Origin of the sequence: Isoptericola sp. NPDC057391 (assembly GCF_042668085.1) — a bacterium.
Classification (GTDB): Bacteria; Actinomycetota; Actinomycetes; order Actinomycetales; family Cellulomonadaceae; genus Isoptericola.
Genome location: NZ_JBHVBO010000105.1, coordinates 1 through 14756 on the forward strand (window position 1 = coordinate 1; position 14756 = coordinate 14756).

General features: G+C 75.2%; 14 protein-coding genes. 6 read left to right on the forward strand and 8 right to left on the reverse strand.

Annotation, left to right across the window (positions count from 1 at the left end):
* Positions 1-61: 61 nt before the first annotated feature.
* Together ACFUVW_RS13500 and ACFUVW_RS13505 are read right to left on the reverse strand one after the other, a co-directional pair.
* Complete coding sequence (locus ACFUVW_RS13500; RefSeq protein WP_430571846.1) at positions 62-487, reverse strand: hypothetical protein; 426 nt, start codon at positions 485-487, stop codon at positions 62-64.
* Positions 488-550: 63 nt separating this feature from the next.
* On the reverse strand, positions 551-1426 hold the full coding sequence (locus tag ACFUVW_RS13505) for an EamA family transporter (RefSeq protein ID WP_430571847.1): 876 nt from the start codon (positions 1424-1426) through the stop codon (positions 551-553).
* A 123-nt stretch (positions 1427-1549) separates the two neighbouring features.
* Between ACFUVW_RS13505 and ACFUVW_RS13510 the strand changes: the two genes are divergently transcribed.
* The 3 genes from ACFUVW_RS13510 to ACFUVW_RS13520 are packed head-to-tail and all read left to right on the forward strand — an operon-like array spanning position 1550 to position 4277.
* Positions 1550-2479 (forward strand): ABC transporter substrate-binding protein, encoded by a 930-nt coding sequence (locus ACFUVW_RS13510; protein ID WP_430571848.1) that lies wholly within the window; start codon positions 1550-1552, stop codon positions 2477-2479.
* Positions 2480-2484: 5 nt separating this feature from the next.
* Positions 2485-3465 carry an amino acid ABC transporter permease gene (locus ACFUVW_RS13515; RefSeq protein WP_430571849.1) on the forward strand — a complete coding sequence of 327 codons (981 nt, stop codon included), beginning with the start codon at positions 2485-2487 and terminating at the stop codon, positions 3463-3465.
* Positions 3462-4277 (forward strand): amino acid ABC transporter ATP-binding protein, encoded by an 816-nt coding sequence (locus ACFUVW_RS13520; protein WP_430571850.1) that lies wholly within the window; start codon positions 3462-3464, stop codon positions 4275-4277. Before ACFUVW_RS13515 ends, ACFUVW_RS13520 begins: the two co-directional genes overlap by 4 nt.
* 51 nt (positions 4278-4328) lie before the next feature.
* Here ACFUVW_RS13520 and ACFUVW_RS13525 read toward each other — a convergent pair whose 3' ends face one another.
* Positions 4329-4757 carry a hypothetical protein gene (locus ACFUVW_RS13525; protein ID WP_430571851.1) on the reverse strand — a complete coding sequence of 143 codons (429 nt, stop codon included), beginning with the start codon at positions 4755-4757 and terminating at the stop codon, positions 4329-4331.
* A gap of 28 nt (positions 4758-4785) precedes the next feature.
* Entirely contained in the window at positions 4786-5532 is a 747-nt protein-coding gene (locus ACFUVW_RS13530) for a hypothetical protein (protein ID WP_430571852.1), read from the reverse strand.
* A 121-nt stretch (positions 5533-5653) separates the two neighbouring features.
* Between ACFUVW_RS13530 and ACFUVW_RS13535 the strand changes: the two genes are divergently transcribed.
* Positions 5654-6187, forward strand: coding sequence for an RNA polymerase sigma factor (locus ACFUVW_RS13535; protein ID WP_430571853.1), 534 nt, complete (start codon positions 5654-5656; stop codon positions 6185-6187).
* Complete coding sequence (locus ACFUVW_RS13540) at positions 6184-6963, forward strand: hypothetical protein (protein WP_430571854.1); 780 nt, start codon at positions 6184-6186, stop codon at positions 6961-6963. The genes ACFUVW_RS13535 and ACFUVW_RS13540 overlap by 4 nt, the downstream gene beginning before the upstream one ends.
* 49 nt (positions 6964-7012) lie before the next feature.
* On the opposite strand, the gene ACFUVW_RS13545 is transcribed toward ACFUVW_RS13540, so the two are convergent.
* The 3 genes from ACFUVW_RS13545 to ACFUVW_RS13555 all read right to left on the reverse strand — a co-directional run bounded on the left by ACFUVW_RS13545 (position 7013) and on the right by ACFUVW_RS13555 (position 10023).
* A complete protein-coding gene (locus tag ACFUVW_RS13545; RefSeq protein WP_430571855.1) occupies positions 7013-8062 on the reverse strand; it encodes an excalibur calcium-binding domain-containing protein in 1050 nt (349 codons plus the stop codon).
* A gap of 96 nt (positions 8063-8158) precedes the next feature.
* Complete coding sequence (locus ACFUVW_RS13550; protein WP_430571856.1) at positions 8159-9349, reverse strand: MFS transporter; 1191 nt, start codon at positions 9347-9349, stop codon at positions 8159-8161.
* Positions 9346-10023: a GntR family transcriptional regulator gene (locus ACFUVW_RS13555; protein WP_430571857.1), complete on the reverse strand. Its 678-nt coding sequence runs from the start codon at positions 10021-10023 to the stop codon at positions 9346-9348. Before ACFUVW_RS13555 ends, ACFUVW_RS13550 begins: the two co-directional genes overlap by 4 nt.
* A 151-nt stretch (positions 10024-10174) precedes the next feature.
* Between ACFUVW_RS13555 and ACFUVW_RS13560 the strand changes: the two genes are divergently transcribed.
* On the forward strand, positions 10175-13924 hold the full coding sequence (locus ACFUVW_RS13560; protein WP_430571858.1) for a TM0106 family RecB-like putative nuclease: 3750 nt from the start codon (positions 10175-10177) through the stop codon (positions 13922-13924).
* On the opposite strand, the gene ACFUVW_RS13565 is transcribed toward ACFUVW_RS13560, so the two are convergent.
* Positions 13921-14688 carry a hypothetical protein gene (locus ACFUVW_RS13565; RefSeq protein ID WP_430571859.1) on the reverse strand — a complete coding sequence of 256 codons (768 nt, stop codon included), beginning with the start codon at positions 14686-14688 and terminating at the stop codon, positions 13921-13923. The genes ACFUVW_RS13560 and ACFUVW_RS13565 overlap by 4 nt on opposite strands.
* Positions 14689-14756 lie beyond the last annotated feature (68 nt).

The window sequence follows — 14756 nt, forward strand, 5'->3', positions numbered from 1 at the left end:
GTAGCCGGCTACGGTCCGTCCCCTCTCTATCTCGCGGGTCCGGCTTCTCTATCTCGGCGGGTCAGTCGTCCTCGCGGTTCTCCTTGACCTTCTCCACGCCCTCCTTGAGGAGGAACAGCGGCAGGATGAAGGCCGCGAGCATGCCCGCGAGCCACACGACGACCGGGCCGACGATCCACCCGGCGACGCCACCGACGTCGAGCCCATCCGTGAACACGACGGCGACGACGAGCGCCACGAACGTCGAGAGCAGGCCGACCCCGCCGACCAGGGCGGGCGCGTTGTTGCGGGCCACCTTGGTGAGGAACGGGGAGATGATCGCCTGCGCGACGGCGAAGACGACGATCGCCAGGACGAAGCCGAGCGGCTCGGACCAGGTGATGGAGAACGTCTCCAGGTCGAAGGCGGCGAAGATCCACGCGGCGACGAGGACGCCCACGGCCGCGGCGAGCAGGAACACGGCCGTGCGGAGCAGGAACCTGATCATGCTCGGAGCGTAGGGCCGGCCTGCGCGCCCGGCATGTCGGGCGCCCCGGCGACGCGCGCGCGGTCACGCCGGGACGGACAGGAGGCCGATGCCCGCGACGACCACCAGCGACCCGAGGATCTTGACCGCCGGGCGTGGCTCCTTGAACAGCCACCACGCCAGCAGCGTCCCGATGACGATGCTGGACTCCCTTGCGGGCGCGACGAGCGCCACCGGGGTGGTCTGCATCGCGACCAGCACCAGGATGTAGCCGAGCGGGGACAGGACGGCGACGAGCGCGATCTCCTTCGCGTACCGCCGCGCCGTGCCGACGGCCTCCGCCCGTCGTCCCCGGTCCCGCAGGATCGGCGCGAGGGTGGCCGACTGCCACGCGGCGTTGAACGCGAAGTAGGCCACGGGGTCGAGGCCGAGCGAGGCGACCGCGAAGGCGTCCCACAGGGTGTACGCGGCGATCGTCGCGCCGGTGGCGGCGCCCCAGCGCACGCCGACGAGGCCTCGCGACGGGTCGACGCCCGTGCTGCCGGAACTCGCGACCACCGCGACGCCCGCGATGACGACGAGCCCTCCGACCACGTGGACGCCGTCGGCGCGCTCGCCGAGCACGAGCAGCGCGACCGCCATCGTCAGCAGCGGGCCGGTGCCCCGGGCGGTCGGGTAGACGACGCCCAGGTCGGCCCGGGCGTAGCCGGTGTTGAGCGCGATCCCGTACAGGTTGTGCAGCACGCCGGAGACGGCGGCGGCGCCGACCAGGGCGCCGAGGTCGGGCCAGCCGTCCCGCGCCAGGATCACCAGGCCGACGGGGAGCCACAGCAGCGCCGACGCCGTGCTGTAGAGCCACACGAACACCCGCGGGCTCCCGACCACCCGCTTGGCGGCGACGTTCCACACCGCGTGGAGCACGGCCGCGGCGAGGACGAGGGCGAGCGAGGTGGTCGACATCGGCCCCGACCGTACCCGGCGCACACCGGTGCGACGACGCCGCGGCCACCAGGCGGTTTGGAGAATAATTCCTCGGGCTGCATACTCATGCATCGACCCCTCGCACGATCCTCGGAGCCCACCATGCGCACCCGCCACGCCCTCGCGACGACCGTCGTCACCTCGGCCGTCGCCGCCCTCGCCCTCGCCGGCTGCACCACGGCCTCCCAGGACCTCGGCCAGACGCCGGGTGCGTCCGCGGAGAGCAGCTCCGCCGCCGTCGACGTCGACGCGATCCAGAAGGACGACGCCGTCGCGGCGCTCGTCCCGGACGCCGTCGCCGAGGACGGCACGCTCACGCTCGGCTCGAACCTCCAGTACGCGCCGGTGGAGTTCCTCGACGCGGACGGCACGACGCCGGTGGGCCTCGACATCGACATCGCGACCGCCCTCGCCCGGACGATGGGCCTGGAGCTGCAGGTCGAGAACGCCGGCTTCGACTCGATCATCCCGGCCATCGGCAGCAAGTACGAGGCCGGCATGTCGGCGTTCTCGGTGACGCCCGAGCGCCTGAAGACGGTCAACATGGTCAGCTACTTCACCGCGGGCTCGCAGTACGCCGTCGCGAAGGGCAACCCGGAGGGGATCTCGCCCGACGACCTGTGCGGCGTCAGCGTCGGCGTGCAGACCGGCACCATCCAGCAGGACGAGCTGGCCGAGATCAGCAAGACCTGCACCGACGAGGGCAAGGACGCCGTCGACGTGCTGCCCTACGACTCGCAGTCCGACGTGACGACCAACCTCGCGGGCGGCAAGCTGCAGGCGATGTACGCCGACTCGCCGATCATCGCCTACGCCGTCGAGCAGACGGGCGGCGCCGTCGAGGCGCTGGGCGAGATCACGGACGCCGCGCCGTACGGCGTCGTCGTCGCCAAGGACGACGAGGAGCTCGCGAAGGCCGTGCAGGCCGGGCTGCAGAAGCTCATGGACGACGGCGTGCTCGCCCAGGTCGCCGACGCCTGGGGCTCCGGCGCGGCCGTGCTCGACACGGCCGAGCTGAACCCGGCAGGCTGACCCGCATGGAAGACCGACCGTCCGGCGACCTGCCGGAGCCCCTGCACGCCCGGCCGGTGCCCCGGCCGGGCCGCTGGGTGTCGGCCGTGGTCGTCCTCGTCCTCGTGGCGATGGCCGTCAACGCGCTCGTCACCAACCCCAACTTCCGCTGGGACACCGTCTGGCTCTACCTGCGCGACGTCGTCGTCGTGCGGGGCGTGGGCTGGACCCTCGTCCTCACGTTCGGCTCGATGGCGATCGCCATCGTGCTGGCCGTGCTCCTGGCGGTGATGCGGCGTAGCGACAACCCCGTGATGCGGTCGGTGTCGTGGTTCTGGATCTGGTTCTTCCGCGGCACCCCGATCTACACGCAGCTGGTGTTCTGGGGCCTGCTGTCGGTGCTGTACCCGCGGCTCTCCCTCGGCGTCCCGTTCGGGCCCGAGTTCTGGACGTTCACGACGCAGGACGTCATCACCGCGTTCTGGGCGGCGCTGATCGGCCTGGCGTTCAACGAGTCCGCGTACCTGGCGGAGATCGTCCGCGCCGGCCTGTCGTCGGTGGACCCCGGCCAGACCGAGGCCGCGAAGGCGCTCGGCATGAAGGACGCCAAGATCCTGCGCCGCATCGTGCTGCCGCAGGCGATGCGCGTCATCGTGCCGCCCACCGGCAACGAGACCATCTCCATGCTCAAGACGACGTCGCTGGTCCTGGCGATCCCGTTCACGCTCGAGCTCACGTACGCCACCAACCAGATCGGCAGCCGCATCTTCCAGCCGATCCCGCTGCTCATCGTGGCCGCGCTCTGGTACCTGCTCATCACGTCGGTGCTCATGATCGGCCAGCACTACCTCGAGCGGTACTACGGCCGCGGGTTCGACGGCGGCCGCACCGGTCGTGGTGGCCGCGGCGGGCAAGGCCCGCGCGGCGGCCGCAAGCCCCGCAAGCAGGACCTCATCGGCGCGTCCGGCACCACCAAGGACGACCCCTTCCTGGAGGTGACCCCATGACGGCGTCGGCCGAGAACGTCGAGACCGCAGAGACCGCCGAGACCATGGTCGAGGTTCGCGACGTGCACAAGGTGTTCGGCCGCGGGCACGACGCCGTGCACGTGCTCAAGGGCGTCTCGCTCGGTGTCCCGCGCGGCTCGGTGACCGTGGTGCTGGGCCCGTCCGGCTCCGGCAAGTCCACGCTGCTGCGCTGCGTCAACGAGCTCGAGGAGATCACCGCCGGGTCGATCCACGTGGGCGGCGACCTCATGGGCTACCGCCGCGACGACAAGGGCGTGCTGCACCGCCTGCATCCCAAGGTGATCGCGAAGCAGCGCTCCCGCATCGGGATGGTCTTCCAGCGCTTCCACCTGTTCCCGCACAAGACGGCGCTGGAGAACGTCATGGAGGCGCCCGTGCAGGTGCGCGGGCTGTCCAAGGCGGAGGCGCGGGAGCGGGCCCTGCAGCTCCTGGAGCGCGTGGGGCTGTCCGACCGTGTCGGGCACTACCCGGCGCAGCTGTCCGGCGGCCAGCAGCAGCGCGTCGCCATCGCGCGGGCGCTCGCCATGGACCCCGAGCTCATGCTCTTCGACGAGCCCACCTCCGCGCTCGACCCCGAGCTGGTCGGCGAGGTGCTCGCCGTCATGCAGGACCTGGCGCGCTCGGGCATGACGATGATCGTCGTGACGCACGAGATCGGCTTCGCCCGCGAGGTCGCCGACCACGTCGTGTTCATGGACGACGGCGTCATCGTCGAGGAGGGCGCCCCCGCCGACGTGCTGGACAACCCCTCCGAGCCGCGGCTGCGGGACTTCCTCGCCCACGTCCTCTGACGGTGCCCTGTCGGGTGTCCTGTCGGGTGCCCTGACCGGTCCACCGCGCCGTCAGACGGCGGGCGTCCACGGGGGCGGGCCCGGCGGGACCAGGCGCGGGGCGCGCGCCACGGCGGCGACCCACGGGACGAGAGCGGCCGCCGAGGCGAGCGCCCAGCCGCCGACGATCCTGCGCGCGAGGTCGCGGCACTCCAGCCGTTCCGCCGGCGAGATCGCCCACTCGGTCATGTCGAGGCTGTCGTCGAGGAGGCCCGCCGCGGCCGACCCGGACATGCACGTGGTCCCGTCGACGACGACCGGGGACAGCACGAGCCACCAGCCGACGCCGAGGACGGCGAACGCCAGCACCGTGGCCGCGACGAGGCCGCCGCCGGCGTGCCGCCGTCGGCGCACGGCGAGGACGATCGTGACGACGGGGACGGCGACCAGCAGCACCGTCCACACGACGAAGATCGCCACGCCCAGCCGGTCGCTCGTCATCGGGCGCCCCTTCGTCGTCGGGCGGCCGTCAGAGCACCGAGCAGACGCCGCCCCAGTCGGTGTGCCCGATGGTGACCTTCTTCCACATGTGCGCGGAGTAGCCGCCCGCCGACGTGCGGGTCTTCGAGATGGTGCGGGTGTCGCCGCTGTCCCACCGGCTGCTGGGCCCGGTCAGCCAGGTGGTGCCGGTGGGGCAGCCGCTGGCGCCGGACGAGACCCGGTAGATGCGCAGGAACCCGGTCACGGAGCCCGACCCGCGGTACTTCCACGACGCGTAGATGCGGCCGCTGCTCTTCGACAGGCACATCGTGCCCGGCCCGGACGTGGACGCGCAGCGGTCGCCGGACGGCAGCGCCATCGTGCTCGCCCCGGACGTCGTGGACCGCGAGGCCGCGGTGGCAACGTCGTCGACGGCGGTCGCGGCGTCGTCGCAGTCCTCCAGCAGGTCGACACGGTGCGTCGCCAGGTCGGCCGGGGCGCCCATCGCGAGGTTGTAGTCGCGGTCGACCTCGACCGAGATCGTGACGTCGTCGAGCGTGCAGCCGCGGGCCGCGGAGTCGGCCTCCCAGTCGGTGGACTCGGCGGCGGCACGCTCCTGCGCGGCCCACGCCTCCCACTCGCTGGCCGGGCTTCCCGGGGCGGGGACGCCGGGCAGGTTCTCGGCGGTGGTCGCCGCCTGCGACGGGCCGACCGCGGTGAGCGACACCCCCAGCGCGAGGACGGCGACGCCCAGGCCTGCGGCGATGGTCTTCCTGACGGTCCTGCCTCGGCTCATGTCACTCCTCGGGTGGGCTCCGGCGCGCGGTCACGGCGTCGTCGTCGACTCTCGCGGTGACTACGGTGTAGCACTCGGGGGGTTGCCGGCAACTCCAGTGTGAGGACGGAAGGGTTTCATCGTGGACGACGCGCGCGCCCGTGAGCTGCTGACGCAGATCTGGGTGGAGCAGCACGAGGTGGTGACACGGTTCGTGGCGCGTCGGGTGGAGGCGGGGCTGGTGGACGACGTCGTGTCGGAGACGTTCCTGGTCGCCTGGCGTCGCCTCGACGACGTGCCCGACGACCCGAAGCCGTGGCTGCTCGGCGTCGCCCGCAACGTGCTCGCCACCCACCTGCGCACCCACGGCCGCTGGCGCGCCCTGGGCGTCCGTCTCGAGCGGGAGCCGGAGGCGGGCAAGCAGGGCACCGACGACCTCGCCGCCGACCGGACCGACCTGCGCCGCGCCTGGGAGATGCTCTCCCCCGCGGACCGGGAGGTCATCGCCCTGGTCGCGTGGGACGGGCTCACCGCGGTCGAGGGCGCCAAGGTGCTCGGCATCCGGCCGTCCACGTTCTCCGTCCGTCTGACCCGGGCCCGGAAGCGGCTGCTGGCCTACTCGGGGTTGCCGAGCGACACGGCCGCCGTGCTGCGCAACCTTCAGGAGGCGCGATGAAGTCCCCGATGCTGGCCGACCTCGCCGCCCTCGACCCGGCGCGGGACCTCCGCGCCCCCGGCCGGCCCGACGACGAGGCGCTGCAGGCGATCCTCGGCACCGCGCGGCAGGCCACCCCGATCCGCCGCTCCCCGCGCCGCGCCGTCCTGGCGGGTGCCGCGGCCGCCGCCGTGGTGGCGGTGGCAGGCGTCGCCACGGTGTGGTGGCCGTCGTCGCAGACCGCGTACGCGTCGTGGACCTCCGTCCCCGCCGTCGTGACGCCGGCCGAGACGGAGACGAGCGCCCAGGCGTGCGGCACGGTGGCGCACGCCGTCGTCGAGGGCGAGGACGGCCCGCGGGTCGAGGAGGTGCCGGTCGTCCCGACCGTCGCCGAGCGGCGGGGCGACTACACGTACCTGCTGCTCACGGGCGACGGCGCCACCGGCGAGTGCCTGGTCACGACACAGGCCTCCGGCGCGACCGACGTCGTGACGGGCGACGCCGTGCTGGGGTCCGAGCCCGCCGAGCCCGGGCCGCGCGAGATCACGACCGTGCAGTCCGGCACCGCGTCCTGGTCCGAGGGTGACACCGGCGACGGCGCGCTCACGTCCGCCTACGGGCGGGTCGGCGCCGACGTCGCGTCCGTCGCCCTCACCCGCACGTCGGGCGAGCGCGTCCAGGCCACCGTCTCCGGCGGCTGGTGGGCGGTCTGGGCGCCGGGGGAGGCGTCGCTGCGCACCACCGCGGAGCTCACCTTCACCGACGGCGCGACCGCGGAGGTCCCGGTCGGCCGGTGAGTCCCCTGGGCCCGGTGGGCCCCTGGGTGATCCGCGGGGGGTGCCGCGCCTACTCGCCCTCCTCGCAGGCGATGCCGTTGCCGTTGGGGTCGAGCGCGCCACGATAGGCGGGCTGGCCGTTCTGGATGGGCGCGGCGCCGGCCTGGCGGGCGGCGTTGCAGTCCCAGTAGAACCACGCCTGGTCCTGGGGCTGCTGCGGCTGCTGGGGCTGCTGCTGGGCCGCCTCCTCCTGCGCCTGCTGGTCCTCGAACGCCTTCTTCTGGCTCGCGAGCTCGGTCTCCGCGGCCTCCGCGGCCTTCTCGCGCTCCTTCAGCGCCTCCTCGCGCTTCTGGAGGGCGTCCCGCTGGGTGTCGAGGTCCAGCCGCGCCTGGTCCACCTCGGCCTGGGCCTGCTCGGCCGCGGCCTCGATGCGGTCGGCGTCCACGAGGGCCTGCGCGGCGTCGGAGCTGCGCATCATCGAGATGGAGACACCGAGGATGCAGCCGAGCGCCAGGCACGCGACGGCGACGCCGGCGACGAGCGGGCCGCCGCGCCGGCCGCGGGGACGGGAACCGGTCCGGGTGCGGCTCGCCGAGGCCTCGGCGGCCTCGTCCGCGGCCTGCCGCGCCGCGCGCCGGCCGCTGCTGGTGCGGATCCGGTCGCCGACGGTGCGGAGCGCCGCGGAGACGGTCGCGACGGCTCCGCGGTCCTCCTCGGCGTCGGCGTGGCCGTACGGGGGAGCGGCGGCCGGGATCGCCGCGGGCGGCGGTGGCGGCGGTGCGGAGACGGTCGCGACGGGGGCGCCGTAGGTCGCCGTCGCCGTCGTCGGTGACGGCGGCCGGGAAGGCTGCGGAGGCTGCGGGGGCAAGGGAGGCAGTGGAGGCATGGCCGCGACGGTGGTCGCGGCGGCGGGGGCGTACGCGACGGCGGCGGGCACGGGCGCCATGACCGTGGTCGCCTCGGCCGGGGTCTCGGGCCGGGCCGGGCGCGCGGCGTCGTCCACCCAGTACTCCCAGCCCTGGGGCGCGGGCGGCCACGCGGGGTCGGGGACCCACCCCGCGTCGGGCCGGAACCCCGGGGGCACCTGCCACCCCGGGGGCGGGTTGAATCGCACAGCCATGACACTCCTCCGTCGTCGAGCGGCCCCCACTATGTCGGAAACCGCCCGCTCTGGTCCATGCGCGGCCCGCTCCGCGGACCGACGCGGACGGCCGGGTCAGGCCTGCGGGAGGTGCTTGCGGTAGTGCGCGACCACGACGCCCGTGGACACCGCGCCGAGCGCCACGAGGACGGCGAAGAGCTGCGTCGTCGTGAACGGCGGCGTGATCGCCGCCATGATCGCGGGCGTGAGGAAGCCGGCGTACGCGACGGCGTAGAACACGCCCGTGAGGCCCGCGAGGTGGCGCGGCCCGGCGATGCGCTGCACCTCCAGGAGCCCCGACGACAGGCCGATCCCCATGCCCGCGCCGCCCACGACGGCGGCACCGACGCCCCACCACGGCGAGCCCGACGCCACGACCAGCCCGACGCACGCCACCGCGAGCGTGAGCGCCCCGCCCGCGACGGCCAGCCCGCGCGCGGAGTCGACGGCGTCGAGCCGCTTGGCCGCGGGCTGCACGACGGCGGCCACGCCGAGCGCGACCACGGTGAGCAGCGTGGCGTACGCCACGCCGAAACCCTGCGTCTGGTCGCGCAGGAGGACGGGCGCGTACCCGTACGTGAGCGCCGCGACGACGAAGATCCACGGCGCGACGACCGCGACCACGCGCGTGAACCGCCGGTGCCCGGCCGGCGGCACCCGCAGGCCGCGCCACCACGGCCCGGCCTCGCCGCCGAACGCGTTCGACTCCGGCGTGCGGAGCACGACCATGAGGAACGGCGCCGTGACGACCAGGTGCACCACGAACGGCAGCACCTCGGGCCACGGGCCCCACTGCGCGAGGGCGCCCGCGACGAGCGCGCCGACGCCCGACCCGAGCGTGAACGCGAGCGACGCGCGTCGGGCGCCCGAGCCGGCGTCCGCGGCCCGGTCGTACGGGACCTGGGAGAGCTCCTTGATCCAGCTCGTCCCGACCGACGTCGCCGTCCCGACCGTGATCCCGGCCAGCAGGCGACCCACGTAGATCGGAGCCGGGCCGAGCGCGCCGAACGCCAGCACCGCGCTGGCGGCCATGCCGATCGCCGTGCCCGCGAGCATCACGGGACGGCGGCCGTACCGGTCGGAGAGGGTCCCGGCGACGAGCAGAGCGGGCGCGAGGCCGAGCACGTACACGCCGAGGAACGCGTTGACGGTGGCGTCGCCGTAGCCCTGCACCTCCTCGTACATGAGGAGCACGGGCGTGAACTGGTTGCCCGCCCAGGAGGAGACGAACAGCGCGGCGAACGCGCCGAGCCACGGGCGCCTCACAGGATGCCCCGGTGCCGGCGGACGTGGTCGTGCAGCAGGTCGCAGTACCCGTCGGCGTCGCCCTGCTCGACGGCGGCGAGCATCGCCTCGTGCTCGGCGAGCGCGGCCGCGACCTCGTCCGCCCCGACGTGCAGGTGCTGGAACATGAGGCGCAGCTGGCGGTCGCGCAGCAGCCCCATGAACTGGATCGCCGTCTGGTTGCGCGACGCGCGCACGAGCACGCCGTGGAACGCCGAGTCCGCCACGACGAACGCCTCGACGTCGTCCGCCGCCGCCGCGCTCCGCTGCGTGTCGAGGTGGGCGCGCAGCTCGTCGACGACGGCGGGCGCGGGCCGCCCGTGCGCCAGCGCGCGGCGGGCGGTGGAGCGCTCGACGGCCTCGCGCATCTCGAGCACGTCGCGCGCCTCGTCGGGGGCCATGGGCACGACGGCGGCCCCGCGCCGCGGTGCGACGGCGAGCAGCCGCTCGGCGTCAAGCCGCAGGAACGCCTCGTGCACGGGGGTGCGGCTGATGCCGAGCTCCGCCGCGACGTCGCCCTCGGACAGCAGCACGCCGCCGGCCGCCTCGCCCGAGAGGATCCTCGCCTTGGTGTGCTGGTACGCGCGCTCGGCGGCGCTGAGGGGCGGCGTCGGCGGGCCCTGCGGGGCCGGCACGGGTGTCGTGGGGACGGTCACCCGGGGCAACCTACGCTTGCATCCATCTTGCATGCAAGATGACTGCCTTCCAGCACGCGATCTCTCGCGGCATCGGCCGCCTTGCCGCGAGAGATCGCGTGCTCGAAGGCCAGGGGGCAGGGGTGTCGGTCGCCGCTGGTAGACCGGTGGCATGTTCCTCCTGGACGCGGACCGCACCATCGACGGCGCCGGCGAGCCCGCCGTCGTGCACTCCGCGAGCGACCTGGTCGTGGCCGCCGAGTGCGAGTTCCGCCTGCTGCGTCGCCTCGACGAGCTGCTCGGCCGGGTCCCGCGGCGCGAGCGCGAGGCCGACGCGATGCTCGAGCGGACCGCGGCGCTGGGTGACGCGCACGAGCGCCGGGTGCTGGGCGAGTACGTGTCCCGGTTCGGGCGCTCGGACGGCGGGCCGGGCGGCGTCGTCGAGGTCGGGGCGCCGGCGCGGCTCACGCGCGACGGGCTGGTGGCGGCGCACGGCGCCACCCTCGCGGCGATCGAGTCGGGGGCCGACGTCGTCGCGCAGGCGTCGTTCTTCGACGGCGAGTTCCACGGCCGGGCCGACTTCCTGGTCCGTGACCCGCTGGGCGACCTCGACGTCGGTCCCGGGCGGCCGGGGGAGCATGCCGCCGCGGCGCTGCCGCGCTACGCCGTCCTCGAGACCAAGCTGGCGCGGCGCGCCAAGGTGACCGCGCTGCTGCAGCTCGCGGCCTACGCCGACCAGCTCGCCGCCGCGCACGTCGACCCGACCGACGCCGTGCACCTGGTGCTCGGCACCCGCGTCACCAGCTCGCACCGGCTGGCCGAGCTGCTGCCCGTGCTCCAGCAGCGGCGCGCCCGGCTGCGGGAGGTCGTCGCCGCGCACCGCGCCGACGACGGGCCCCTGGCGTGGGGCGACGAGCGGTTCACCGCCTGCGGCCGCTGCCCCGCCTGCGCCGAGGAGGCCGCCGCGCACCGCGACGTCCTGCTCGTGGGCGGCGTCTACGAGCAGCAGCGCGCGCGCCTCCTCGCCGGCGGCATCACGACCATCGACGAGCTCGCGAAGGCCGAGGACCCGCCCGCCGGGATGCCGGCCCGCAGCTTCGAGCGCGTGCGCGACCAGGCACGGCTGCAGCTCGGCACGGGGGGCTTCGGCGCCGGCGGGTGGGACGGCGAGGTCGCCTACGACGACCACGGCGAGCCCGCCACGATCCGCTGGCAGCTGCCCGACACCTCCGCCGTCCGGCGGCTCCCGCCGCCCAGCCCCGGCGACGTCTTCTTCGACTTCGAGGGCGACCCGCTGTGGTCCGACCCGCAGGGCGAGCAGTGGGGCCAGCAGACGGGCCTGGACTACCTGTTCGGCCTGGTCGAGCGGCCGGTCGCCGAGGAGGAGGCGCCCCCGTTCCGCGCGTTCTGGGCGCACGACCTGGCCCAGGAGCGACAGGCCCTCGTCGACTTCGTCGACTACCTCACCGAGCGCCGGCGCGCCTACCCGGACCTGCACGTCTACCACTACGCGTCGTACGAGCGGGTGCACCTGCTGTCGATCGCCGCCCGGCACGGCGTCTACGAGGAGGAGGTGGACCAGCTGCTGCGCGACGGCGTGCTGGTGGACCTCTACGCCGTGGTGCGCTCGTCGCTGCGGATCTCCGACCGCTCGAAGTCGATCAAGAAGCTCGAGCCGCTGTACATGGGCGACGAGCTGCGGTCGGGCGACGTCACCACCGCGGCCGCGTCCATCGTCGCGTACGCGGAGTACACGGCCCTGCGCGACGCCGGCCGGCACGACGAGGCCGACGCCCTGCTGCGCGACATCGCCGACTACAACCGGTACGACTGCGTCTCCACCCTCCGGCTGTTCGACTGGCTGCGCGAGGCGGCCGACGTCGTCGACGCGCGGACCGCCGAGGGGGCGGCGCCGGCCGAGGGTGCGGGCCCGGCGTCGCGCCGGCCCGTCGGGCCGGTCGAGGCCCCGGCCCCGGAGACCCCGCGCCAGGCGGCGGCGCGTGAGGCGCGCGAGCGGCGGCGGGCCCTGGAGGCCGAGGTGCGCGAGCGGGTCGGCGAGGACCGCGGCGCCCGCGACGACGAGGCGCAGGGGCTCGCGATGATCGGCGCCTCGCTGGGCTACTGGCGCCGGGAGAGCAAGCCGTTCTGGCACGAGCACTACTCGCGGCTCGAGCTGCCGCCGGACGAGTGGCAGGGCCGCCGGAACACGTTCCACGTGGAACGTGCGACGGTCGTCCAGGACTGGCTCGTCGAGGACGGGCGGCGCGCGCCCGCGCGCGTGCTGGAGCTGGTCGGCCGGCTGTCGGAGGGCTCCGAGCTCGGCGTCGGGGCCGTGCCGTTCGTCCTCTACGACGACCCGGCGCCCGAGGCCGTGACCGTGCCGGCGAACGCGGTGCGCGGCTTCCACGGCGGCGCGACGATCGTCGACGCGGTGCGCCGGGAGACGGAGGCGGGGGAGCGCGACGTCCTGCTGCTGCGCGAGCAGGTGCGTGTCGGGGCGGAGACCTTCGACGCGCTGCCGATGGCGCTCACCCCGTCGAGCGGGCCGCGCGCCGACCCGCAGGAGCAGGCGCTCGAGGAGGTCGCCCGGCGCGCGGTGGCGGCCTGGGACGCCGACCGCGCGCTGCCCGACGGCCCGGCCGCGGACCTGCTGCGGCGCCGCCCCCCGCGCCTGGCCGGCGGCGGGCCGCTGCCCGACGTCGTCGACGGCGACTTCACCGCCGCCGTGCTCACCGCCACGCGCGCCCTCGACCGCTCCTACCTCGCGGTGCAGGGGCCGCCCGGCACCGGCAAGACGCACGTCGGCTCGCACGTGATCGCCGCGCTGGTCGCGGAGGGCTGGCGCGTCGGGGTGGTCGCGCAGTCGCACGCCGCGGTCGAGAACATGCTGTGCGCCGTGGTGGAGAAGGCCGGCGTCCCCGCCGAGCGGGTGGCCAGGAAGAGGCCGGCCGACAGCCCCGCGCAGGCGGCGCACGCCCGGCCGTCCGCCGCGGTCTGCGCGGAGCTGTCGGGGGACGAGCTCGCCGAGTTCTCCCGCCGCGGCCCCGGCGTCGTCGGCGGCACGGCCTGGGACTTCGCCCACCCCGGCCGCTGGCCCGACGACGACCTCGACCTGCTGGTCGTGGACGAGGCCGGCCAGTTCTCGCTCGCGTCCACGATCGCGGTCTCCCGGTCCGCGCGCCGCCTGCTGCTCCTGGGCGACCCGCAGCAGCTGCCGCAGGTCAGCCGCGGGCGCCACCCCGAGCCGGTCGACCGGTCGGCCCTCGGGTGGCTCGCGGACGGTCGCGACGTGCTGCCGCCGGGGCTCGGCTACTTCCTGGCGCGGTCGTGGCGGATGCACCCCGCACTCTGCGAGGCGGTGTCCCAGCTCGCGTACGAGGGGCGGCTGCAGGCCCACGAGACCGCGGCCGCGCGCCGGCTCGACGGCGTGGCCCCCGGCGTGCATCACGTGCCCGTGCGGCACGAGGGCCGCGGCGTCGCCTCGCCCGAGGAGGCGCAGGAGGTGGTGCGGCAGGCGGCCGCCGTCGTCGGGCGGTCCTGGACCCCCGGCGCCGGGCAGCCCACGCGCCCGCTGGAGCCGCACGACGTCGTCGTGCTCGCCGCCTACAACGCGCAGGTGTGGGCGGTGCGGCGCGCGCTCGACGACGCCGGGCTCGAGGGCGTCCGGGTCGGCACGGTCGACCGGTTCCAGGGCACGGAGGCGCCGGTCGCGATCGTCACCCTCGCCGCGTCGTCGCCCCACGACGTGCCCCGTGGCACCGGGTTCCTGCTGTCCCGGCACCGGGTCAACGTGGCGGTCTCGCGCGGGCAGTGGTGCGCGATCGTCGTACGGTCGCCGGAGCTCACCGACTACCTGCCGCACACCCCCGAGGGCCTCGGCCGCCTGGGCGCCTTCCTCGGGCTGTGCGAGCGGGCGGTCTAGAACCCGCCGAAGTCGCCGCCGCCGAAGTCGCCCCCGAAGTCGCCGAACCCGCCGCCGGCGTCGCCGCCTCCGTCGTAGCCGGCGTCGGCCCCGGCGGCCTCGGTGGACCCGGCGTCGCCGCCGGCGTCCGCGCCTGCGTCGCTCCCGGCGTCGCCGCCGTCGGCCCCCGCGTCGCCGGCGAAGTCCTGCGACGGGTCGCCGAAGGTCGGGCCGAAGAGCGCGCTCGCCACGGCGGAGCCGATGACGACGCCCGCGACGGTGCCGAGCAGGCTGGAGCCGACCATCGACCCGAAGCTCGGCCCGCGGCCGCCCGCGCCGAACCCACCCTGGCCGCGGAACGACTGCTCCAGCGTGCCGGGGTTCCGCATCTCGGCGCGCGTGGCCATGCGGGCGAGGGACTGCGGGTCGTCGGAGGTGGCGCGCTCGTTCGCGGGGAGGCCGGAGCCGACCTCCTCGAGCACGCGGCGCCGCTGCTCCGGCGTGAGGCGGGCGAACGCCTCGGCGTGCGCCTGCTCGACGGCGTCCGGCGGGGCGGTGCGCAGCAGGTAGCGGTACCGCTCCACGGCCACCTCGTCGGGGTCACGGTGGGCGGCCGGGACGCCGACGCCGGGCCGGCCGGCGGGCTGCTGGCCGGGGTACGGCGCGTAGCCGTGCTTCCCCGGTGCCTCACCCGTGTGCGGCCGGGCGTCGTCGGGCCGGCCGGGCACGCCGTGGTAGGTGCGCTCGTCGGGCGTTCTGCCGAGGAGTCTGTCGAGGAATCCCATGACGGTCCAACGACCGCCGGGACGCGTCCGTTCCCGGGTACGGCGACGGCCCGCACCCCGACGAGCGG

Coding starts and splice junctions, on each gene's coding strand:
- ACFUVW_RS13525 (WP_430571851.1), bottom strand. CDS start 4,757: ATGACGAGCGACCGGCTGGGCGTGGCGATCTTCGTCGTGTGGACGGTG.
- ACFUVW_RS13530 (WP_430571852.1), bottom strand. CDS start 5,532: ATGAGCCGAGGCAGGACCGTCAGGAAGACCATCGCCGCAGGCCTGGGC.
- ACFUVW_RS13560 (WP_430571858.1), top strand. CDS start 10,175: ATGTTCCTCCTGGACGCGGACCGCACCATCGACGGCGCCGGCGAGCCC.
- ACFUVW_RS13520 (WP_430571850.1), top strand. CDS start 3,462: ATGACGGCGTCGGCCGAGAACGTCGAGACCGCAGAGACCGCCGAGACC.
- ACFUVW_RS13500 (WP_430571846.1), bottom strand. CDS start 487: ATGATCAGGTTCCTGCTCCGCACGGCCGTGTTCCTGCTCGCCGCGGCC.
- ACFUVW_RS13540 (WP_430571854.1), top strand. CDS start 6,184: ATGAAGTCCCCGATGCTGGCCGACCTCGCCGCCCTCGACCCGGCGCGG.
- ACFUVW_RS13545 (WP_430571855.1), bottom strand. CDS start 8,062: ATGGCTGTGCGATTCAACCCGCCCCCGGGGTGGCAGGTGCCCCCGGGG.
- ACFUVW_RS13510 (WP_430571848.1), top strand. CDS start 1,550: ATGCGCACCCGCCACGCCCTCGCGACGACCGTCGTCACCTCGGCCGTC.
- ACFUVW_RS13565 (WP_430571859.1), bottom strand. CDS start 14,688: ATGGGATTCCTCGACAGACTCCTCGGCAGAACGCCCGACGAGCGCACC.
- ACFUVW_RS13505 (WP_430571847.1), bottom strand. CDS start 1,426: ATGTCGACCACCTCGCTCGCCCTCGTCCTCGCCGCGGCCGTGCTCCAC.
- ACFUVW_RS13515 (WP_430571849.1), top strand. CDS start 2,485: ATGGAAGACCGACCGTCCGGCGACCTGCCGGAGCCCCTGCACGCCCGG.